We start from the raw sequence: 20,681 nt of genomic DNA, 5'->3' as shown, positions 1-20,681 counted from the left end.
TCGGGGATGGTGGCCTTGATCCCGCGCCGGCGAAGACAGGCCCGGAAGGTGCGGGCCGAATAGCCCTTGTCCGCGACCACGTGCTCAGGCCGGGTCCGGGGCCGTCCAGGGCCTGGCCCCGGGACGCGGATCTTGCCGATGACGGTCTTCGCCTGGGTGCAGTCGTTGCGGTTGCCCGCGGTGACCAGGAAGGCCAGCGGCCTGCCCTGTCCGTCGCAGGCGAGGTGGATTTTGCTGGTCAGTCCACCGCGCGAGCGTCCGAGGCCGCGTTCTTCGAGCCCCCTTTGGCGGCCGCGTGCTGATGGGCCCGCACGATCGTGGAGTCGATCGCGACCAGCCAGTCCACCTCCGCCCGGGACTGGGCCGCTGACAGCAGACGGTCGAAAGTGCCGTCGGCGGCCCAGCGGGCGAACCGCCCGTGGACGGTCTGCCACGGGCCGAACCGCTCGGGCAGGTCCCTCCAGGGCAAGCCGGTACGGAACTTGAACACGATGCCCTCAAGGACCTGACGGTGATCCCGCCACCGGCCACGAGCCCGGCCCACGGGCGGCAGCAGTGGTGCGATCACCGCCCATGCGGCGTCAGAAATCTCCCCATCCCTCACCATCAGACCAACGATCCGATGATCGGAAAGACACCCTCTAGGGCGTGGTGTGGTCTGCGGGAGTGGAAGTTCCGGCCGATCAGCGCGGCCACAGCCCCATGTCTTCAGGAAGACACGCCCTTGGCCGTGCCAGGACAACGGGATCCGCTGCGTGGACACAAGACGCCGTGGATGTTCGTGCGTCGGCAGCGCCGCGCCGGCCGTGTCGTGTGGGTGGCCGCACACTTACCGCTGACGCACGCCGCGACGCCCGAGGAAAGCGACAAGCACAAGGCCATGAAGGAGCGCATAGCCCGCTCCGCCTTCTGTCACGGACTTGACGTCCAGGTGGAGGCTCGGTCGTCGGACGGCCGGATCGTCACCGACGTCCTGATGTCGGGTGCCGGCGGACGGGTGGGGTGGGAGGCACAGTACTCCCCCATCAGTGCGAGCCGAGTGCGGCGGCGCTCCGGGCGAGCCCGGGAGAACGGCATAGCGCCCCTCTGGGTGACCGGCGACGCGTCGTCGGAGATCATCGATCGCGCACCATGGACGAGGGTCGACGACGTGCCCTGGCAGCGCATCGTCTCGCCCCTGGCGATGATCGTCCGAGGTGGTGTGCGGCACCTCCAGATCTGGAAGTGCACCGCGAGCAGCGAGCGATCCTGCCCTGAAACGGGTTCCCACTGCGGCAAGTTCCACAGCGGCTGGTTCCTGCCCGCCCTCTGCGTCCCGCAGGAACGCGCCACCGCTCTGGATGAACTCGTCGTCACCAGTGCCGACGGCGAACACGTAGCCGTGCGGGTCCGCAACACCCAGGACCCAAGGCGCGCCTCCTACCTCTGGGCGCTTGCCGAAGACGTGCAGCGGTGGCGCGACCTCACCGACCACGGCGAAGGCGAGCCGGAGGACCTGCCGGCGGATGACGAGCCGGTCACCTACACCGAAGAGGAACTCGACAGCTCCTGCCGCTACGGCAACCAGGACCGCCGGTACTTCAGCGACCCACGACCCCGGCGGGACCTGATGTCCGCTACGGGCCCCCACACCTTCGACACCGCCCCCGATCAGCCCTACCGAGCCCCCCAGCCGGCCGGTGCAGATGCGCCGCCTGTCCACCCGCGAGCGCGCGGTCATCGCAGACGAACTGGGCTGCCCGGTATGGGAGATCGGGCCGTGCACGCTCTACGCGGAGCCGATCCACCGTTACGGCCGGTCGAGTGGCCTCGCCTGCGTCAGCTGCAGGGCCACAACCCTGAGCAGGTGACTGGTCACCGCCGCGGACGACGGCCCGTCCCTACAGCACCACGTTCTGCAACGCCCGCATGCAGGCTCACGTCCCTGGAGCACGCCTTCGGAGCAGCGGTGCCGTCCACGATCGACAGTCGCTCGATCGCCTCGTCCCGCGTGCCGCATCCGGACTCCTCGCGCTGCTTGCCCAGCGCGTCACGGAAGCGGATCGAGTACGGGTGGGGGCAGCGGGTGGGCTTCGTGCAGCCGCAGTCCTTGAAGAAGGACCCCATGCCGCGGGCGAGCTGTCGGGCCATGTACGCACCATCCGTTCCAGCCCAAGAACCTGCTCAGGCGCCGCTCTGTCGGTCGCAGGTCGGCAAGCGGGGACACGTCCGGGACGCATGCTGACCGTTTGCTGACCTGCGGGGGGCACATGATGCCCCTGACCTGCGGCAACGCCGAATAGTCAGATCTTGGACTTGAACATCCAACGCGCCCGCAACGTAGTCGAACGACGCTTCGCCCGCCTCAAGCAGTTCCGTGCGATCGCAACGAGGTTCGACAGGCTCGCAATCGCTCCGGGCTGGGATTGTCAAAGCAGCTCTGATCTTGCGGCTGCGAGAACCCGTCGGATGATCATTTGTCAGGCAGGCTCTGGACGAAAATTCCTCAGCGGTGCCGGACGTCTCGCATCGGCCGCCAGACCGTAGTGACCGGGAGCACCACTATGAGAGCACTGCTTTGCCCCTCACATCACCTCAGCAAAGCCGTCGCGTACGCCACGGCCTCTCTGAAGTCGGCGCTTCCCGCCACTCCGCCCCCTATCTACAACGGCAGCAGCGAGACTCACTACCTGACTACAAGTCAGGTAAGTCGGCAAAAGGTCAGCATCGATCCGATCGAACCCTGTCACACATGACTTGAGACGAGACTCGACACGCTCCCCCGCGAGCCCAGTGGACCCCGCCCCTCGGCCACAGGACCGGCAGCGGATCGGGGGGCCTGGCATGGCGGTCACGAGTAGGCACCCGACCCGCCAGGTCACACGTTTACCCAGGTCAGCGCACTCGTCCGCGCGGCTTCAGCGGGGTGGCGGGCAGTTCCGGGGCGGTCAGCCGGGCGCCGTCGTAGCCATGCACCTCGCCGAACCGCGAGCCTTTCTCCCAATCGTTTCGCGCCCGTACGATCTCGTCACCGGATCGGCCGACGAAGTTCCACCACATCACGATCTCCTCCTCGAAGGGTTCCCCGCCGAGGAGCATCAGGCCCGCGTCGGAGTCGGCGCGGAGGGGGAGTTCCGTGCGGCCGCAGCCGAGGTAGAGCATGGAGCCGGGCAGGACGGGGACGCCGTCGACGTGGGCCTCGCCGGACATGCCGAGGACCGCGTACTCGAAGTCGGGCTCCAGGGGCAGGCTCGTCTCGGCGCCCGCCTCGAGGGCGAGGTCCGCGCCGACGAGCGGGGTGTACGTGGTGCCCGGCGAGGCGGCGCCGTCGAGGGCGCCGAGGATCACCGTGGCGGTGAGGCCGGGCGCGGCGATCCGGGGCAGGTCGGCGTGGTGCTGGAAGTGCGGCTCCACGTGCCGGTGGGCGTCGGGGAGGGCGACCCAGAGCTGTGCGCCGTGCAGGAAGCGGGCGTGCGGCCGGGGGCTCTCCTCCGAGTGGGAGATCGCCCGGCCCGAGGTCATGAGGCCCAGTTCGCGGGGGCGGATGGTCTGCAGGCTGCCGGTGGAGTCGCGGTGGAGCACCTCGCCCTCGTGGAGCCAGCTGACGGTCTGCAGGCCCATGTGCGGGTGCGGGGGGACCTGCATGCCGGGCTCGTCGGCGATGTCGTCGGGGCCGTAGTGGTCGACGAAGGCCCAGGCGCCGACCATGCGCCGGCCGAGGTTCGGAAGCAGTCTGCGGACCTCGGTCGACTCGCCGAGCCGGACGCGGCGGGGACTGAGCAGCTCCCGCACCGGTTCGGCGACGACGAAGCCGCGACCGCCGCACACGGACAGAGTGGCCTGACGATCGAGATTGCTCATGGCGCTCAACCCATCCTTGGTGGAATGTTCAACTAACCGGCGGTGTTGACGTGGTCGACCACCTACCAGGGTGGCAGATCCGAAGCTCTGGAAAGGGAGCGCAAGTGAGCGACACGTACTACGAGTTCGGTACGGCCGGGGAACGCTGGGAACGGGCGCAGCTGTTCTTCGACGCGAAGGAGTACGGAACCGCCGTCCGCATCCTGCGCGGCCTCGTCGCCGAGCACCCGGAGCAGACGGCCCAGCGGCTCCTCCTCGCCCGGGCCTACTACCACTCCGCGCAGCTCTCCCGCGCCGAGACCGAGCTGCGCACCGTCCTGGAGCGCGACCCGGTCGAGCACTACGCCCACCTGATGCTCGGGCGCACCCTGGAGCGCCAGGGCCGCCCGGACGAGGCCGCGCCGCACCTGCGGATGGCCGCCGCCATGACGGGCGAGACCCTGTCCTGACGCGCGACCGATACCCCCACACGGTATATTCGCCGCCAGGAGGTCCTGGCTGTGCGTACACACCGAGCGGAACGCGGTGAGCGAGCGGGAGGTGCCCTCGGGCGCCTCCTGCTCGTCGTCGTGCTCGCGCTCGGGGTCTTCCTGATGCACGCCGTCGGCCACCCCGAGGGCTCCGGCGGAGGCATGGACACAGGCACGCATGCCGCGTCCGTCTCGCACCACGGCTCCCCCGCGTACGCCCCCGCGTCGCACGACGGCGCACCGCACGCCGGAGGGGACTCCGACGCCCGGCACGGACCGGGTACGGGGAGGGACATGACCACCCTCTGCGTGGCCGTCCTCGGCGCCTGGCTGCTCGCGGGACTCGTCCGGGCCGCGCTCGGACGCCGCCCCGACCGGCTCACCCTCTCCCTCGCACGGCTCGTCCGCGCCATCGGGCCGCACGCCCCTCCCCCACGGCCCCCTGACCTCGCCCAGCTGTCCGTCCTGCGGATCTAGACCGAACCCCACGCGCCCGGGCCGCTCCACGCTGCCCCCACGCGCCGCCGGTCGTTCCCTTTTCCGCCTGTACGTACACACAGCACACGAGGTATCCCCATGCGCGCCTTCACGCACCGCACCACCCGCAAGCTCGCCCTGGTCGGGGCGCTCGCCGGAGCCGGACTGCTCCTGACCGCCTGCGGCACCGGCGACGGCACGAGCGGGACGGACCACGGCGGTGCGTCCGCCACGTCCTCCGTCACGCCTTCCGCCACCGCCTCCGCTCCCGCCGCCGGCGCGGACTCCGCTCCCGGGGACTTCAACGACGCGGACGTCATGTTCGCGCAGATGATGATCCCCCACCACGAGCAGGCCCTGGAGATGGCGGAGCTCGCCGACGGCCGGGCCGAGGACCCCGAGGTCAAGAAGCTGGTCGCCGCGATCGAGCAGGCCCAGGGCCCGGAGATCCGGAAGATGAAGGCCTGGCTGAAGGGCTGGGGCGAGCCGGAGTCCGCCGGCCACGGCTCCGGACACGGCATGTCCGGGATGATGTCCGACCAGGACATGAAGGACCTGGCCGCCACGAAGGGCAAGGCCTTCGACCGGAAGTTCGCGGAGCTGATGATCGCCCACCACGACGGCGCCGTCGCCATGGCGAAGGACGAGCAGAAGGACGGCGCCAACGCCACGGCCAGGAAGCTCGCCGACGACGTCGTGCGGACCCAGTCCGCCGAGGTCGACCAGCTGCGGAAGATCCTCGACCGCCTCTGACCCCGCCCGGCGCCGGGCGGCCCGTCCCTCCTCGGACGGGCCGCCCCCGCCGTCGCGCCCCGCGCCTTCCGTACTTTCGGCCGCCGGCCGAGGGGCGGGATCCGTCACGCCGGGCGGGTGTCCCGCCTCCCGGAACCTCGACCGATCTCACGGAACCCTGACCGGTCGCGCCGCAGTCGGGCGATGCGGTGGCACGGAATCGTCCCAGGAAGGCGCCGGGTGCGGGCGTTGCTGGAGAAAGGCGGTCGGCGGCAGGGTGCCGACGTTGCCGTCGGCACCCCGTGGGCGTCGCCGGTCTCACCGGCGGCGGCCTCGCCGCTCATGCCGGGGTCAGGACGAGCCTTCCAGGCGGGTAAGGGTGAAGATCAGGGACTCGACGTGCTCGGGAGAGCCCTCGCTCCCGTCCGAGAAGTCCTCGAACTCCAGGACCACGGCGTCCTTGTCCCTGCGTACCTTCACCTTGTTGCCGAGGCTCGACGACCAGCCGCCGTTCATGGAGTACTCCCGCGAAAGGGCATCCTCAGCCGGCTCAGGAACCGACGGGATGCGGTACGGGTGGTGAACCGCGTTCTCGCTGTCGACGCCGTCCATGATGATCGTGAGGCGAGAGGGGTCGTACTCCCACCGGCCCGAGAGACCCAACCGGGTCTCCGACCACGTCCCGTCGCCGGTGATGGTCAGCACCCCGTCGATGTCCGTGTTGGTCGTGAACCTCCAGGAACCCCTGGCGTACGCCGTGATCGCCTTCTCCACCGGGCTCCCGCACCCTGACACGGCGGAAGCAGCGATCCCGGCCAGCAAGTACCGCAGCGCTGCCCGGCGACCTACTAAAGCCACAAGATCACGCCTGTTCATACGTCCCTCCCCCTCCGGAGCCCCCGTCCCGGACGCCCCGCTCATCCGACACCCACAGCGGCAACAGTGCGCCATCCTGCTACCGGGCACAAGGACCCGACGTGCCAACCGACATGGGCCGATCCCGAACGCGCCTCGGACACCGGCCGCATGCCGGCCCACCGCGAGCGCCTGAAACCACTCGCCCCGACTCCCGGCCCCACGGGGCCGGCCCGTGGTGCGCCCGGTCGAAGTCCGTCGAGATCGCTCAAGGTTCAGTGAGACGGGACAACGGGATCCGTCACGCCGGGCCGGATCCCGTCTCGCCCCCGGTCGCCGACCGTCGAGCCCGGATCCGTCACACCTCCTGCCTCCGGTCCACGACCACCTCTCCGCCCACCACGACCGTCTCCGCCACCGTGCCCGGGATCTCCTCGGGGGCGATGCGGAGGATGTCGCGGGAGAGGACGACGAAGTCGGCGAGCTTGCCCACCGTCAGCGAGCCGCGCTCGTGCTCCAGGAAGTTGGCGTAGGCCGAGCCCATCGTGTAGCCCTCGACGGCGGTGGCGACGTCGATCGTCTCGCCGGCCGTCCAGGCCTCTCCGCCGCCGGGCGGCCGGCGGGTGACGGCCGCGTGGATGCCGACCATGGGGTCCATCTCGGCGACGTTCCAGTCGCTGGAGAGGGCGAGGACCGCACCGGCCGCGTGCAGGCTGCGCAGCGGCCAGGCCTTGTGCCAGCGCTCGGGGCCGACGTTCTCAGCCCAGTCCTGGCCGGGTCCGGCGATGTCGGGGGCGGCGTGCCGGGGCTGCATGCAGGCGACGACGCCGAGCTCGGCGAAGCGCGGGGTGTCGGCCGGGTCGAGGCACTCGACGTGGACGACCTGGTGGCGGGCGTCGCGCGGCCCGTTGACGGCGCGGGCCCGCTCGACGGCGTCGAGGACGGTGCGGATGCCCCGGTCTCCGGTGGCGTGGACGAAGCACTGGAAGCCGCGTGCGTCGAGCCGGGTGAGCAGCTCGGCGAACTCCTCGGGCGGGTAGAAGGTGTCGCCGCGGTGGTGGGAGCAGCCGGCGTACGGCTCCAGGAGGGCGGCGGTGCGGGGTTCGACGACGTCGTCGATGTACAGCTTGAGCGGTCCGACCCGCAGCCGGTCGTCGGCGTACTCGTCGGCCGCCGTCTCGAAGTCGTCCAGATCCGCTTCGGTGGTGCCGCGCGGATGGAAGAGCGCGGCGACGATCCGGGAGCGGAGCCGGCCCTCGGCGCGGGCGCGCTCGAAGAGGGCGAGGTCGTCGAGGGAGTTCTGCGGTTCGACGACGGTGGTGATGCCGTAGCCGATGGCGTCGTCCAGGCTCTTGGCGAGCCGTCCGTACTGCCGGTCGGGCGAGGCCCAGGGGAGGCCGAGCTCGCGCAGGGCGCGGTGGCCTTCGCGGGAGAGACCCTTGACTGCGAAGTCCTTGACGAATCCCGTGGGTTCGCCGGTGGCGGGGTCGGTGACGGCCCGTCCGAAGGGCAGCTCGGTGTGGTCGCGGTCGACGCCGAGGCGGCGGAGGGCGGCGGTGTTGAGCCAGGCGGTGTGGACGTCGTAGCTGAGGACGAGGGCGGGGGTGTCACCGGTGGCCGGGTCGAGGGCGGCGGCGGTGGGCATCCGTCCGTCGGGGATCGCGGAGTAGTCGAAGGCCTCGGCCTCGATCCACCCGGCGTCCGGGTGGGCGGCGTGCCAGGTGCGGATGCGCCGGTGGATCTCGTCGAGCGTGCGGGCTCCGGCGAGCTGGACGCAGGCGTCGTCGGAGCCGAGGCGGACGTGGTTGTGGGCGTCGACGAAGCCGGGCAGGACGAGTCGCCCGCCGGCGTCGAGGATCCGGGTGTCGGGGCCCGTCCAGTCGGCCGCTTCGGCGGCGGCGCCGATCCAGACGACGCGTCCGGCGCGGACGGCGAGGGCCTGGGCCTCGGGGAGCGCCGGGTCGACGGTGTGGATGCGGGCCCCGGTGAGGACGAGGTCGGCGGGGGCGGTGCGGTTCATGGGTGGGGCTCCGTGTCGTACGGGAGGGCGGCTACTGGGCAGGGGGCGGTTACTGGACGGGGGTCACGGTGCGGCGGGCGAGGAGCACGTACACCAGGGCGGAGACGGCGGCGCCGAGGAGCGTGAGGTCGGCTCCGCCGAGCGGGGCGACGAGGGGGCCGGTCCACAGCTCGGAGTCGCAGGTGAGCGCGGAGAAGAGGAGGCCGGCGAGGAGGGCGGTCATCCCGGCCGGGTGCCAGCCGGAGCGGTACCAGTAGGCGCCGCCGGTGTCCGCGTGCAGGGCGGCGGAGTCGTAGGTGCAGCGGCGGAGCACCATGTCGGCGAGGAAGACCCCGCCCCAGGGGGCGAAGACGATGATCAGGAGGGAGAGGAAGGAGAGGAGGGAGGTGGTGAAGTCGGTGAGGAAGAGGGCGCCGAGGGAGCCGACGGCGGTGACGGCCGCGCTGATGACGATGGCGCGGGCCCGGCTCCAGGGGATGCCGAGGACCTGGAGGTTCAGGCTCGACGAGTAGAGCGTGATGATCGAGTTGGTGACGGAGCCGCCGAGCACCAGGGCGAGGAAGAGGGGCTGGAACCAGCCGGGGAGGAGGCTCTCGGTGCCCGCGACGGCGTCGGTCATGTCGGCCTGGGTCGCGGCGGCGACCCCTGCGACGCCGAGCGCGACGGAGGAGACGAAGCCGCCGAGGGCGCCGCTCCAGGTGACGGCCTTGAGGCTGGTGGTGCGGGGGAGGTAGCGGGTGTAGTCGGCGGGCATGGGGAGGTACGAGAAGGGGCCGGCGAGCATGACGACGAAGGCGAGGCTCCAGCCGGAGGCGCCGGGCGCGGCGGCGGGGGCGGAGGTGTCGGCGCCGGGCAGGACGAGGACGAGCAGGGCGGCGAAGCCGGCGGCGAGGACGTACGCCATCCAGCGCTCGGCGAACTGGACGGTGGCGTGGCCCCAGAGGGCGACGGCGAAGGTCAGGGCGAGGGTGACGGCGAGCGCGAGGGCGCGGGCGGTGTGTCCGCCGTTCCAGCCGAGGTCGGCGAAGAAGGCTTCGAGGGCGAGGGTGCCGACCACGGTGTTGACGATGGTGTAGCCGATGCTGACGATCCAGTTCAGCAGGCCGGCGGGCCAGTTGCCGCGGCGGCCGAAGGCCGCGCGGGAGATGACGAGGGTGGCGGTGCCGGTGCGCACGCCGCTGAGGCCGGCCGCGCCGATGGCGAGGAAGGAGAGGCCGCCGAGCACGACGACGGCGGTGGCCTGCCAGAAGGAGAGCCCGAAGGCGACGGCGAGGGCGCCGTTGATGACGTAGGTGAAGGTGAGGTTCGAGCCGAACCAGAGCCAGAAGACGTCCTTGGCCCCGCCGTGGCGTTCGGCGTCGGGGATGGGGTCGATCCCGTGTTCCTCGACCTGGAAGACCTCGTCGGTGGCTGTCCGGCCCGTGGTCACGGGCGCCGTCTCGCGTTCGAGCACATCGCACTCCTGTCCTGATGACATCTTGAATGCCGTTCTAAGTTTTAGAACGGCATTCAAGATGCGTGAGGGTTCAGGCCACGTCAAGACCTCCGGAGGTTGCGGTTAAGGTCGACCCCGGACACGGGACGTGGTGGAACGGCAGGACGGGACGGCGGCGGTGGCAGGCGCGGCACGACGGCGGGACGGGAACGTCACCCAGGAGCGGATGCTGGAGGAGGCCATGGCGGCGATCGCCGAGGACGGCCTCGCCTCCCTCACCATGTCGGCGCTCGCCGAGCGGCTCGGCACCAGCGGCGGCCACATCCTGTACTACTTCGGCAGCAAGGACCTGCTGCTGCTCGCCGCCCTCCGGTGGAGCGAGGCCGCGCTCGCCGAGGAGCGGCGCGCGCTCCTCGCCCGGCGGATCACGGCCGAGCGCAAGCTCGACCTCTTCCTGCGGCTCTACCTCCCGCGCGGCCCGCGCGATCCGCGCTGGACCCTGTGGATCGAGCTCTGGGCCCGCACCCCCGGCAACACGGCACTGCGCGAGGCGCAGGCCGAACTGGACACGGGCTGGCAGGAGGACCTGGAGGCCCTGCTCGCGGCGGGCGCGGCGCGGCGGCGTTTCGCCCCGCTGGACGCCGCCGCCCGCGCCTCCGAACTCCTGGCCCTCCTCGACGGGTTGAGCACCCGGGTGGTCCTCGGCCAGGAGCCGGGCCGGGACCCCCGGCCCGCCCTCGAGGCCGCGCGCTCGGCGGCGCGCGCCCTGGTCCCCCCGTACCCTTCAGGCGGGCAAGGGACGGTGACGGTGCGTCAGCCCCGGTAGGCCTCCAGGAGGCGCAGCCACGCCTCGCTCAGCGTCGGGTACGCGGGGACGGCGTGCCACAGGCGGGCGATGGGCACCTCGCCCGTGACGGCGACGGTCGCCGAGTGGAGGAGCTCCCCGATGCCGGGCCCCACGAAGGCGGCGCCGAGCACCACCTCCCGGTCCAGGTCGACGACCATGCGCGCGTGCCCCTTGTACCCCTGGGCGTAGAGTCCGGCCCCGGCGACGGACCGCATGTCGAGGTCCACGGCCCGGACCCGGTGCCCGGCGCGCTCCGCCTCGGCGAGGGTGAGCCCGACGGAGGCCGCCTCCGGGTCGCTGAACACGACCTGCGGCACCGCCGCGTGGTCGGCGGTGGCCGCGTGCGCGCCCCACCGCCCGGTGTCCAGGGAGGCGTCGCCCCGCGCGCGGGCGGCGATCGCGGCACCCGCGATGCGGGCCTGGTACTTGCCCTGATGGGTCATGAGCGCACGGTGGTTGACGTCGCCGACGGCGTAGAGCCAGTCGCTCCCGGTGACCCGCAGGGTGTCGTCGACGTCGAGCCAGGAGCCCGGCGTCAGTCCGACCGTCTCCAGGCCGATGTCCTCGGTGCGCGGCTTCCGGCCGGTCGCGAAGAGCACCTCGTCGCCCTCCACGTGGTCGCCGCCCTCCAGGACCACGGTGACCGGTCCGCTGCCCCCGTCGCGCACCACCGCGCTCACCGTCACGCCCGTACGGACGTCCGCACCGCGCGTGCCGAGCGCGGCGGCCACGTGCTCGCCGAGGAACGACTCCATGCGCGGCAGCAGCCCCCCGCCCCGTACGAGCAGGGTCACCTTCGACCCGAGGGCCTGCCAGGCGGTGGCCATCTCCACGCCCACCACTCCCCCGCCGACCACGACGAGCCGCTCGGGCACCCGGTCGGAGCTGGTCGCCTCCCGGCTGGTCCAGGGATGCGCCCCGGGCAGTCCCGGCAGCTCCGGCAGGAGGGCGCGGGTGCCGGTGCAGACGGCGACCGCGTGCCGGGCGGTGAGCACGTGACGCTCGCCCTCGGGGCCCGCGACCTCGACCCGGCGCGGTCCGAGGAGCCGCCCGTGGCCCCGGAAGACCCGGACGCCCACGGAGTCCAGCCAGTCCAGCTGGCCCTCGTCCTTCCAGTGCCCGACGACCCTGTCCCGGTGGGCGAGGACCTCCATCGCGTCCAGAGGGCCGTAGACCGACTCGCGCAGACCGGCGACCTTGCGCGCGTCGGAGCGGGCGATCGCGGGGCGGAGCAGCGCCTTGCTGGGCATGCACGCCCAGTAGGAGCACTCGCCGCCGATCAGCTCGCTCTCGACGATCGCCGCGGTGAGGCCGCCGGCCCGCACGCGATCGACGACGTTCTCGCCGACCGGACCCGCGCCGATCACCACGACGTCGTAGGTGTGCTCGTCTTCCACCGTTCGTGTCATGGGTCCCAGTCTGGTGCCGGAGGCACGGAATAGCGCGGCTCGATACGCCGTTGTGCCGGGCGAGTCCCCAGGGGACCGTGAGGACACCGCCAGGAGCCCCGAAAGGTAGGCAGCATGAGCACCGTAACGCTCACCAAGGACAACTTCGACGAGATCGTGAGCGGGAACGAGTTCGTCCTCATCGATTTCTGGGCCTCGTGGTGCGGTCCCTGCCGTCAGTTCGCCCCGGTCTTCGAGGCGGCGTCCGAGCGGCACCAGGACCTCGTCTTCGCCAAGGTGGACACCGAGGCGCAGCAGGAGCTGGCGGCCGCGTTCGAGATCCGCTCGATCCCGACCCTGATGATCGTCCGCGACAACGTGGCCGTGTTCGCGCAGCCCGGCGCGCTGCCGGAGACCGCGCTCGAGGACGTCATCGGGCAGGCGCGGCAGTTGGACATGGACGAGGTCCGCAAGTCCATCGCGGACGCGCAGCAGAAGTGACCCACAGCGAGAGGGGTACGGGAGGCTCTCCCGTACCCCTCTCGCGTGCTGTGCGCGGGCCGCGGGCCGGTCAGCGCTCCAGGACCAGCGCGAGGCCCTGGCCGACGCCGATGCAGAGCGCCGCGAGGCCCGTGCCGGAGCCGGCCGCGGCGAGCTGGTGAGCCACCGAGCCGGCCAGCCGGGCGCCGGACGCACCCAGCGGGTGCCCGATCGCGACCGCTCCGCCGCGAGGATTCACGATCTCGGGGTCGAGTTCCGGCCATTCGGCAAGGCAGCCGAGCGACTGGGCCGCGAAGGCCTCGTTGAGCTCGAAGGTCGTCAGGTCCGCGAAGGAGCGCCCGGCCTTCTCCAGGGCCCGGCGGACCGCCGCGACCGGGCCGAGGCCGAAGAGCTGGGGCTCGATCCCGGTGACCGCGGAGGTGCGGATCCGGGCGAGGGGTTCCCGGCCGGTCTCGCGCAGCCCGTCCTCGTCGACGAGGAGCAGCGCCGCCGCGCCGTCGTTGAGCGGCGAGGAGTTGCCCGGCGTGACCGTGCCGCCCTCGGGGCGGAAGGCGGGCTTCAGCTTGGCGAGGGCCTCCATGGACGTGTTGTCGCGGATGCACTCGTCGCGGGTCAGCTCCGCCCCGGGGTAGGGGACGACCTCGTCGTCGTACAGCCCCTTCGCCCAGGCCTCGGCCGCCTTGCGGTGGCTGGCGAGGGCGAAGGCGTCCTGCTGCTCGCGGGTGATGCCGTGCTTGTCGGCGACGAGCTCCGCGCCCTCGCCCAGCGCGACCGTCCACTCGGCGGGCATCCTCGGGTTCGTCATGCGCCAGCCGAGGGTCGTGGAGTGGAGCTGCTGGTGGCCGGCGGGGAAGGCCCGCTCGGGCTTCTGCAGGACCCAGGGGGCGCGGGACATCGACTCGACGCCGCCCGCGATCGCCACGGAGGCGTCGCCGAGGGCGATGGCGCGGGCGGCCTGTATGACGGCCTCCAGGCCGGAGCCGCAGAGGCGGTTGACGGTGACGCCGGGGACGGTGACGGGCAGTCCGGCGAGGAGGACGGCCATGCGGGCGACGTCGCGGTTGTCCTCGCCCGCGCCGTTGGCGTCGCCGAAGTAGACGTCGTCCACGCGCGCGGGGTCGAGCGCGGGCGAACGGTCGACGAGCGCGCGGACGACATGGGCCGCGAGGTCGTCGGGGCGCACGGAGGCGAGGGCGCCCCCGAACTTCCCGATCGGGGTGCGGACGGCGTCGACGATGTAGACGTCGCGGATGCTCATCGGTTCTCTCTCCCACGTGACCTGCGAACGGCTCTGTTCGCCTGGTGAAGCAATCTTCGCCCCCTTGGGCGCGCAGAGTCTCTGCCCGTTGGGCCTCGCTGTCAACGGGCCGATTCGGGTCACACCGGGGAGGACGTCACGGCTCAGCCACGTGCGGCGGGGCGGACCAGCGCCGTGAGGCCGTAGTCGAGCTCGCTGCCGTCGACGAGCAGCGCCTCGACCGTGCGCGTCTCGGGGTCGATGTCGGCCCGGATGCCGTGTCCCTCGTAGATCGGATAGCCCGACTCGCCGTGCCGTCCGGTGGCCTCGACGACGGCCGAGCGGACGGCGCTGTCCGCGACGGCGGCGCCGCCGCGGTCCTCGACGTGCTCGGGCACCAGAAGGATCTCGAACCGCTTCGGAACAGTGCTCATGCACCGAAGCTAAGCGCTGGGCCGGACTCGCGCCGGACGACACCCCTGGAGGGCGGCGGCTCGACTCGCCCCCGGACGCCAAGGGGCCCGGTCCCCTCCCCGCCGACCGCCAGGGGCCGGCTCATGCCCGCCCGACGCCACCTCCCCCCGGGCGCCAGGGGCCTCAGCTCGACTCCCGTCGCACGACCCGTGAGTCCAGCAGGGAGCGGGAGACCGCCGGGGCGTCCGGTTCCCGTACGGCGCGGTCGACCAGTTCCGCCAGCTCGCGGCCGAGCACCATGTCGATCCGTACGGTGCTGAGCCGGGGCCGCAGCAGCCGTCCGAGGAGCAGATCGTCCGCGCCGACCACCGCGGTCTCCCCCGGTACGGAGATCCCGGCGTCCTGGAGCGCGCGCATCAGGAGCATGGCGTACTCGTCGTTGTACGCGAAGACGCCGTCGAGCCCGAGCCCGCGCCACCGTGCGGCGAGCTCGGCCGCCGACTCCTCCTCGTACCGCAGCGGCAGGGGTACGACGGTGGCGCCGGCGCCCTCGGCGGCACGGCGCGCGCCGTCGAGGCGGGGTCCGGAGAACATCGCGAGGCCCGGCTCCTCGGGCACGACGACGCCGATCCGGCGTCGGCCTGTCTCCAGGAGGTGCTCGGTGGCCACCTCGCCGACCCGCCCCTGCTCCAGGACGAGGGCGTGGGTGCCCTCCACGCGCTGGGTGCCGAGGGTGATCACGGCCCGGGCCCCGGACCGCTTGAGGACCTCGACGCCCTGCCCGGTGAGCTCGACCTCGCCGAGGGAGACCACGGCCACCGGCCGCAGCTCGGCCCAGGCGCGGGCGGCCTCCTCGCCCTCCAGGCCGACGCTGCCGTACTGCACGACCGTGTAGTCGAGGCGGCGCAGGGCCCACTGGAAGTCGTGGAAGAACTGGCTGTAGAGCGGCCCGACGGGGACGTGGGAGCTCGGGATCAGCACCATGCGGCTGTGACCCGCGCGCAGGCTGCGGGCGGCGGCGTGCGGCACGTAGCCCAGCTCCTCGGCCGCCTCGCGCACCCGCTGCCGGGTGGGCTCGCTGATGCGGACGGCCGAGGTGTTGTTCAGGACGTACGAGACGGTGGCCCGGGAGACGCCCGCGAGGCGCGCGACATCGGCGCTGGTGGGGACCGCTCGCCCGGAGGGGCGTTCGGGGGAGTGTTCGGTTGGCTGGCTCATCGATCCGGCATCTTTCCAGAACGATCCGGCGCAGGGTCTGGCGGATGGCCGGATTTGGGTGCTACACAGTGCCCACACGTGTCACTGACACGTGTAACCCTACCCTTCCATCCGCTTCTCGCCCCCGCATCGGGCGATCTCCTCAGGAGGGCACAGTGGCCCTTTCCTCCCCCGGGACCGGCCCCGACACGGGCGCCACCCACTCCGCGGACACCGGCGCCGCCCGACCCGCCACCGACCCGACCGCCGGCACGGGCGTCCCCGACGGCCTCACGGCCCCCCGGCCGACGCGCGGCCTGCTGCCCCTGCTGCTCACCGGCAACACCGCGATGTACGCCCTGTACATCGGCGTCCCCGGCATGCTGCTCGCGCTCCAGATCGAGGCCATCGACCCCGCGGACAAGGTGGCGAACTTCGGCCTCGTCTCCGGCATATCCGCGATCTTCGCCACCGTCTTCAACCCGGTCGCGGGTGCCCTCTCGGACCGCTCGGGCCGCCGCAACCCCTGGATCCTCGCCGGCGGCCTGCTCGCCCTCCCGGTGATGCTGCTCCTCGGCAGCGTCCACACGATCCTGCTGGTCACCATCGCCTGGTGTCTGGGCCAGGCCGTCATGAACATCTACCAGGCGGCCCTCACCTCCGTCGTCCCCGACCGGGTGCCCCTGGCCGCGCGGGGCAAGGCCTCGGCCGCCGTCGGTCTCGGCCTTCCCGTCGGCTCCACGATCGGCGCCCTCGTCGGCGCGGCCTTCTCCGAGCACTACCGCACCGGCTACCTCGTCTTCGGCGCGATCGTCGCCGCCACCGCCGTGCTGTTCACCGCCTGCGCCCGCGAGGAGCGCATGCCTCCCAAGGCCCCGATGCCGGTCAAGGAGCAGATCGCGGCCTTCGGCAGCGCCCTGAAGGACCACGACTTCCGCTGGGCCTTCATCGGCCGCGCCCTGCTCGTCCTCGGCTACTTCGCCGTGGCCGGCTTCCAGCTGTACATCCTCAAGGACCACGTCGACCTGCCCGCCGGGCTGAGTGCCGAGGAGGCCGTGGCGATCCTCATGCCGGTCAACTCGGTCGCCATGGTCGTCTCCACCGTCCTCGGCGGCTGGCTCTCGGACCGGTTCGACCGCCGCAAGCTCTTCGTGGGCGCCTCCGCGGCGCTCGCCGCCCTCGCGCTGCTCATCCCGGCCCTCTCGACGAGCTGGACCGCGATGCTGGCCTTCTCCGTCGTCAACGGGCTGGGCTTCGGCTGCTACATGGCCGTCGACACCGCCCTGGTGACCATGGTCCTGCCCAAGGCCGAGGACGCGGCACGGGACATGGGCGTCCTCAACGTCGCCAACGCCGGTCCGCAGATCGTCGCCCCCTTCGTGGCCTCGCTCGTCGTGTCCCTGAGTGGCGGATACACGGCGCTCTTCCTGGTCGCGGCCGTACTGTCGGTACTCGGCGCGCTGGCCGTGCGCCCCATCCGCAGCGTGCGCTGACCCCGTCGGCCGCGCACCGTCCGCGGCGTGCGCCGCCCCATCGGCGCACGCCGAACACCGCAGGAGAGGCGGCACCGTGCGCCTGCACACGACCACGTGGGGGTCCGGCGACCGGACGGCCCTGCTCGTCCACGGCATCATGGCCGACCACCGCACCTGGCGCCGGGTCGGACCGGCGCTCGCCGAGCGCGGCTACCGGGTGGTCGCCGTGGACCTGCGGGGGCACGGGGCGAGCGAACGGGCCGCGGGGCCGGAGGCGTACCGGCCGGAGGACCACGCCGACGACCTCGTGGAGTCCCTCCCGGCCGGCGCGGAGCTGGCGATCGGCCACTCGCTCGGCGGGCTCGTCCTGGCCCGGGCGGTGGAGCGCCTGGCGCCGGCCCGGGCGGTGTACTCCGACCCGGCCTGGCACCTGGCGGCCGGTCCCTGCGGCTACCGGGCCGACCTCTTCGTCCGGGGCAAGTCGATGTCCCGGGAGCAGATCAGGGGATTCAACCCGCACTGGTCGGACGAGGACGTCGACGTCGAGATGGCGTCGGTGCGGGACTGGGACGAGCGGAGCGCCCACGGCCTCACGGCGTTCGTGGGCGCCGACCTGTGGCCGGACCGGCCCGTGGTGCCCTCCCTGGTCACCCTCGCCGATCCGAGCACGCTGGTCCGGCCGGAGCACGCCCGGATGCTGGCGGCCCGTGGATTCGAGCTCCGTACGGTAAAGGGAGCGGGGCACACGATCCACCGGGACGACTTCGACGGGTTCATGTCCGCCCTGGACGGCTGGATCTGACGTACCGTTCAGCCATGGACGACACGTCGATGGACAGCTCGATGGTGGGACTGCTCGGCCGTGTGACCGGCACCGTCGGCCCCGGCCTCGTCGGCGAGGTGATCGTCCGGATCCGCGGCGGCGCCGAGCACTTCCTCGCGTACCCCGCCTCGCCGAAGGAGCGGATCGAGGTCGGCACGGTCGTGATGGTCATGGAACATCTCCCTCCGCGCACCGTCTATGTCACAGCCGCGTACGACAGTTGACCGAACCGTTGAGCCGTGCCCGTCACGGGCGCACACTCCCTTCACCGGATCCGTTCGGCTCCGGTGAAGGGGGACCTTGTCCATGGGCATCGGCATTCTGGCGGGCGTCGTCGTCGGCGCGCTCGCCGTTCTGATCGGTGTGTTCAAAATGATGTGGCGCGTCGCGGAACCCAACGAGGCGCTGATCATCTCCGGTTCCAACCACAAGAACGAGGGCCTCGGCGCGGGCATGGGGTTCCGCATCGTCACCGGCCGCGGCACCCTCGTGCTCCCCGGCGTCCAGGCGGTGCGGAAGCTCTCGCTGGACCTCAACGAGACGCAGCTGTCCGTCGAGTGCGTCACCCACCAGGGCATTCCGCTCAAGGTCCGCGGTGTGGTGATCTTCAAGGTCGGTGACGACTTCGTGTCGATCGCCAACGCCGCGCGCCGCTTCCTCGACCAGCAGAAGCTGATGAGCGAGCGGGTGCACATCGTCTTCGCCGGTCATCTCCGTGCCATCGTCGGCGGGTTGACCGTGGAGGACATGATCCGTGACCGGGAGAAGCTGACCGGGCAGGCGCGTTCGGCCTGTGGCACGGAGATGGAGAAGCTCGGTCTGATCGTCGACTCGCTGCAGATCCACGAGATCGAGGACCCCACCGGGTACATCAAGAACCTGGCCGCCCCGCACGCGGCCGCCGTCCAGCGGGACGCGCGGATCGCGCAGGCGGAGGCGAACCGGCGGGCGACCGAGGCCGAGCAGCAGGCCGCGGCGCGCATGTCGGAGGCGACCCGCGACAGCGAGATCCTCCAGGCGGGCTACCAGGCCGAGCGGGACCAGGCCTCCGCCCGGGCCCGGCAGGCCGGCCCGCTCGCCGACGCCGCCTCGCGCCAGGAGGTCGTCGTCCAGGAGACCCGGGTCGCCGAGCTGGAGGGACATCGCAAGGAGCAGCAGCTCCAGGCGGAGGTCCGCAAGCCGGCCGACGCGATGGCGTACGAGACCCGGACGCTGGCCGCGGCCGAGCGTGACGCCCGGATCTCGGCCGCCGAGGCCGAGGCGAAGGAGACGGAGCTGGCGAGCGCGGCCAAGGCGACGGCGACCCGGCTCACCGGTGAGGCGGAGGCGGCGGCGCAGCACGCCAAGGGCCTCGCGATCGCCGAGGCCACGCGTGCGAAGGGCCTGGCCGAGGCCGAGGCCATCAAGGCGCGGGCGGCGGCGCTCGCGGAGAACCAGGAGGCGGTGGTCGCACAGCAGCTGGCCGAGAAGTGGCCGGAGATCGTCTCCGCGGGTGCCTCCGCCTTCGGGAACGTCGACCAGATGGTGCTGCTCAACGGCGCCGACGGCATGGCGGACGTCTTCGCCAAGGCGCTGACCATGGGCGGGACGGGTCTCGGCCTGGCCCGGCAGCTCCTCGCCACGATGAGCCCGGCCGCGCAGGAAAAGCTGGGCGGGGCGGAGCTGTCGGTGCCGCCGGCGCAGCGCACGGAGAAGAGCGTGGAGATCCCGGTGAAGAGCGTGGAGATCCCGGTCGTCGACGGGCGGTGAACCGCGTGTGAAAGGGCCCGGTGCCGTCATGGCACCGGGCCCCTTCATGCCGTCCGCTCGACCTCAGTTGTGGCCGAACCTGCGTTCCTTGCGGTGGGACGCGTGCTCGACGAGGGGCATCGGTGCCGCTCTCGTGGGGGTCGGCGCGCTCTTCTCCTTCGCCGCCGCTTCGGTGCGGTGCTCATGGCCGCCGGTACGGGCTCCCCGGTTCGTCCGGGTCTGTTTCTTGCCCACGATCGTGCCTCCCGTGACGAGTGTCGGACGGTGGTCCGCATGTGCTCAGCCTGGCACGGGGGCAGGAGAGCCGCACGTCAGAGCGGGTGCGCGAGAACTTTCCGGAAGGCGGCGAGGGTGGGCGTGCCGGCGGAGCGGTCGAGGACGGCGAAGACGACCTCCTCGAAGTGCCCGGCGAACCGGCCGTCGCCGGTGAGCAGCGCCTTGAACGCGCCGGCGACGTCCGCCGGGTCGTTCTGGAACACCCCGCAGCCCCAGGCGCCGAGGACGAGCCGCCGGTATCCGGCCACTGCCGCCGTCTCCAGGACCCGCTCGGCGCGGGACGCGAGCGCGGCGGGCAGTCGGTGTGCGAGGTCGGGGGTGCGGCGGCGGACCACGCCCGCGTTGGGCGCGGGAGAGGTGAGGAAACCGACCGTGAAGGGCTCGGCGAGCAGTGCGCCCCGGTCGTCGCGGAAGACCGGGACCCGGGGCGAGTGGATGACCCGGTCGGTGTAGAAGGCGTCCCGCTCCTCCCGGTGGTGGGCGTAGTAGTCGGGCGCGCGCAGCAGGGTCGCGTGGAGGGCGGAGGACCGGCAGAGCGCCTCCTCCTGCGCCTGGGCGCCGTTGAGGTAGCCGCCGCCGGGGTTGCGGGCCGAGGCGAAGTTCAGGACGGCGACCGGGCGGGTGGGGTCGGTCCCGGTCATCCGGCGGGCCGCCGCCAGGCTGCTCTCGGGGGTGACGGTGAGGGCGGGCGCCCGGTCGGTGTCGGGCGTGACGGCGAGGGGCTCGGGTCCGTGGAGGCGGGTTCCAGCCAGGGCGGCCTTCAGGTCCTCGGTGAGGGAGACGGTCCGGCCGTCGGGGGCCCGGTAGTGGCCCTCGGCAACGATCTCCTCGGTCTGCCGCGCGATGGCGCGCAGTCGTGCACTCATGTCTTCAGGATGATCGTTTCGTTGCGGTGGGGACAAAGGGTTTTCCGGGACGGCGGGGATTTTCGGCCGAGCAGGGGCA

At 72.2% G+C, this 20,681-nt stretch carries 20 protein-coding genes and 2 pseudogenes; 11 read left to right on the top strand and 11 right to left on the bottom strand.

Annotated features, from left to right (window positions below):
* A pseudogene (locus ABZ318_RS19110) lies at positions 1-607 on the bottom strand (IS5 family transposase); the annotation flags it as partial.
* A gap of 168 nt (positions 608-775) precedes the next feature.
* On the opposite strand from ABZ318_RS19110, the gene ABZ318_RS19105 reads away from it, so the two are divergent.
* Positions 776-2,224: a hypothetical protein gene (locus tag ABZ318_RS19105; RefSeq protein WP_356903628.1), complete on the top strand. Its 1,449-nt coding sequence runs from the start codon at positions 776-778 to the stop codon at positions 2,222-2,224.
* A gap of 77 nt (positions 2,225-2,301) precedes the next feature.
* Positions 2,302-2,452: pseudogene (locus ABZ318_RS19100) on the top strand (transposase); the annotation flags it as partial.
* 422 nt (positions 2,453-2,874) lie between these two features.
* Here the strand turns inward: ABZ318_RS19100 and ABZ318_RS19095 are convergent.
* The gene (locus ABZ318_RS19095) at positions 2,875-3,840 is read right to left on the bottom strand and encodes a pirin family protein (RefSeq protein ID WP_356903627.1); all 966 of its coding nucleotides are present in this window, start codon (positions 3,838-3,840) and stop codon (positions 2,875-2,877) included.
* Between the two features lie 104 nt (positions 3,841-3,944).
* On the opposite strand from ABZ318_RS19095, the gene ABZ318_RS19090 reads away from it, so the two are divergent.
* The 3 genes from ABZ318_RS19090 (at position 3,945) to ABZ318_RS19080 (ending at position 5,540) form a co-directional block, all read left to right on the top strand.
* Positions 3,945-4,289, top strand: a complete 345-nt coding sequence (locus ABZ318_RS19090; RefSeq protein ID WP_356903626.1) for a tetratricopeptide repeat protein — start codon at positions 3,945-3,947, stop codon at positions 4,287-4,289.
* A gap of 51 nt (positions 4,290-4,340) precedes the next feature.
* On the top strand, positions 4,341-4,787 hold the full coding sequence (locus ABZ318_RS19085; RefSeq protein WP_356903625.1) for a DUF6153 family protein: 447 nt from the start codon (positions 4,341-4,343) through the stop codon (positions 4,785-4,787).
* A 99-nt stretch (positions 4,788-4,886) separates the two neighbouring features.
* Positions 4,887-5,540, top strand: a complete 654-nt coding sequence (locus tag ABZ318_RS19080) for a DUF305 domain-containing protein (RefSeq protein ID WP_356903624.1) — start codon at positions 4,887-4,889, stop codon at positions 5,538-5,540.
* A gap of 330 nt (positions 5,541-5,870) precedes the next feature.
* Here the strand turns inward: ABZ318_RS19080 and ABZ318_RS19075 are convergent, their stop codons facing one another.
* The 3 genes from ABZ318_RS19075 to ABZ318_RS19065 form a co-directional block, all read right to left on the bottom strand.
* Positions 5,871-6,395, bottom strand: coding sequence for a hypothetical protein (locus ABZ318_RS19075; protein WP_356903623.1), 525 nt, complete (start codon positions 6,393-6,395; stop codon positions 5,871-5,873).
* 337 nt (positions 6,396-6,732) lie between these two features.
* Positions 6,733-8,394, bottom strand: coding sequence for an amidohydrolase (locus ABZ318_RS19070; protein ID WP_356903622.1), 1,662 nt, complete (start codon positions 8,392-8,394; stop codon positions 6,733-6,735).
* 49 nt (positions 8,395-8,443) lie between these two features.
* Positions 8,444-9,847: a cytosine permease gene (locus ABZ318_RS19065; RefSeq protein ID WP_356903621.1), complete on the bottom strand. Its 1,404-nt coding sequence runs from the start codon at positions 9,845-9,847 to the stop codon at positions 8,444-8,446.
* A gap of 160 nt (positions 9,848-10,007) precedes the next feature.
* Here ABZ318_RS19065 and ABZ318_RS19060 point away from each other — a divergent pair, with 160 nt between their 5' ends.
* Positions 10,008-10,655, top strand: coding sequence for a TetR/AcrR family transcriptional regulator (locus ABZ318_RS19060; RefSeq protein ID WP_356903630.1), 648 nt, complete (start codon positions 10,008-10,010; stop codon positions 10,653-10,655).
* Here ABZ318_RS19060 and ABZ318_RS19055 read toward each other — a convergent pair.
* Positions 10,643-12,085 carry an NAD(P)/FAD-dependent oxidoreductase gene (locus ABZ318_RS19055; protein ID WP_356903620.1) on the bottom strand — a complete coding sequence of 481 codons (1,443 nt, stop codon included), beginning with the start codon at positions 12,083-12,085 and terminating at the stop codon, positions 10,643-10,645. The genes ABZ318_RS19060 and ABZ318_RS19055 overlap by 13 nt on opposite strands.
* 114 nt (positions 12,086-12,199) lie before the next feature.
* Here ABZ318_RS19055 and trxA point away from each other — a divergent pair, with 114 nt between their 5' ends.
* Positions 12,200-12,565: a thioredoxin gene (gene trxA, locus ABZ318_RS19050; RefSeq protein WP_356903619.1), complete on the top strand. Its 366-nt coding sequence runs from the start codon at positions 12,200-12,202 to the stop codon at positions 12,563-12,565.
* A gap of 70 nt (positions 12,566-12,635) precedes the next feature.
* Here trxA and ABZ318_RS19045 read toward each other — a convergent pair whose 3' ends face one another.
* The 3 genes from ABZ318_RS19045 to ABZ318_RS19035 all read right to left on the bottom strand — a co-directional run bounded on the left by ABZ318_RS19045 (position 12,636) and on the right by ABZ318_RS19035 (position 15,434).
* Positions 12,636-13,823, bottom strand: coding sequence for a thiolase family protein (locus tag ABZ318_RS19045; RefSeq protein ID WP_356903618.1), 1,188 nt, complete (start codon positions 13,821-13,823; stop codon positions 12,636-12,638).
* Positions 13,824-13,966: 143 nt separating this feature from the next.
* Complete coding sequence (locus ABZ318_RS19040; protein WP_123456778.1) at positions 13,967-14,236, bottom strand: hypothetical protein; 270 nt, start codon at positions 14,234-14,236, stop codon at positions 13,967-13,969.
* Between the two features lie 163 nt (positions 14,237-14,399).
* On the bottom strand, positions 14,400-15,434 hold the full coding sequence (locus ABZ318_RS19035; RefSeq protein ID WP_356903617.1) for a LacI family DNA-binding transcriptional regulator: 1,035 nt from the start codon (positions 15,432-15,434) through the stop codon (positions 14,400-14,402).
* Positions 15,435-15,589: 155 nt separating this feature from the next.
* Here ABZ318_RS19035 and ABZ318_RS19030 point away from each other — a divergent pair, with 155 nt between their 5' ends.
* The 4 genes from ABZ318_RS19030 to ABZ318_RS19015 all read left to right on the top strand — a co-directional run bounded on the left by ABZ318_RS19030 (position 15,590) and on the right by ABZ318_RS19015 (position 19,460).
* Positions 15,590-16,906, top strand: coding sequence for an MFS transporter (locus ABZ318_RS19030; protein ID WP_356903616.1), 1,317 nt, complete (start codon positions 15,590-15,592; stop codon positions 16,904-16,906).
* Between the two features lie 76 nt (positions 16,907-16,982).
* Positions 16,983-17,690 (top strand): alpha/beta hydrolase, encoded by a 708-nt coding sequence (locus ABZ318_RS19025; RefSeq protein WP_356903615.1) that lies wholly within the window; start codon positions 16,983-16,985, stop codon positions 17,688-17,690.
* A 14-nt stretch (positions 17,691-17,704) separates the two neighbouring features.
* Positions 17,705-17,935: a hypothetical protein gene (locus ABZ318_RS19020; RefSeq protein ID WP_225802569.1), complete on the top strand. Its 231-nt coding sequence runs from the start codon at positions 17,705-17,707 to the stop codon at positions 17,933-17,935.
* Positions 17,936-18,017: 82 nt separating this feature from the next.
* Positions 18,018-19,460, top strand: coding sequence for an SPFH domain-containing protein (locus tag ABZ318_RS19015; protein ID WP_356903614.1), 1,443 nt, complete (start codon positions 18,018-18,020; stop codon positions 19,458-19,460).
* A gap of 63 nt (positions 19,461-19,523) precedes the next feature.
* Here ABZ318_RS19015 and ABZ318_RS19010 read toward each other — a convergent pair whose 3' ends face one another.
* Both ABZ318_RS19010 and ABZ318_RS19005 read right to left on the bottom strand, forming a co-directional pair.
* A complete protein-coding gene (locus ABZ318_RS19010; RefSeq protein WP_177181548.1) occupies positions 19,524-19,694 on the bottom strand; it encodes a hypothetical protein in 171 nt (56 codons plus the stop codon).
* A gap of 77 nt (positions 19,695-19,771) precedes the next feature.
* Positions 19,772-20,602, bottom strand: coding sequence for a TIGR02452 family protein (locus ABZ318_RS19005; RefSeq protein ID WP_356903613.1), 831 nt, complete (start codon positions 20,600-20,602; stop codon positions 19,772-19,774).
* Positions 20,603-20,681: the final 79 nt, after the last annotated feature.

It is taken from the genome of Streptomyces sp. NPDC006197, assembly GCF_040613865.1.
Classification (GTDB): Bacteria; Actinomycetota; Actinomycetes; order Streptomycetales; family Streptomycetaceae; genus Streptomyces.
The sequence above is the reverse complement of the archived record's forward strand: the minus strand, read 5'-3'. Positions and strand labels throughout refer to the sequence as shown.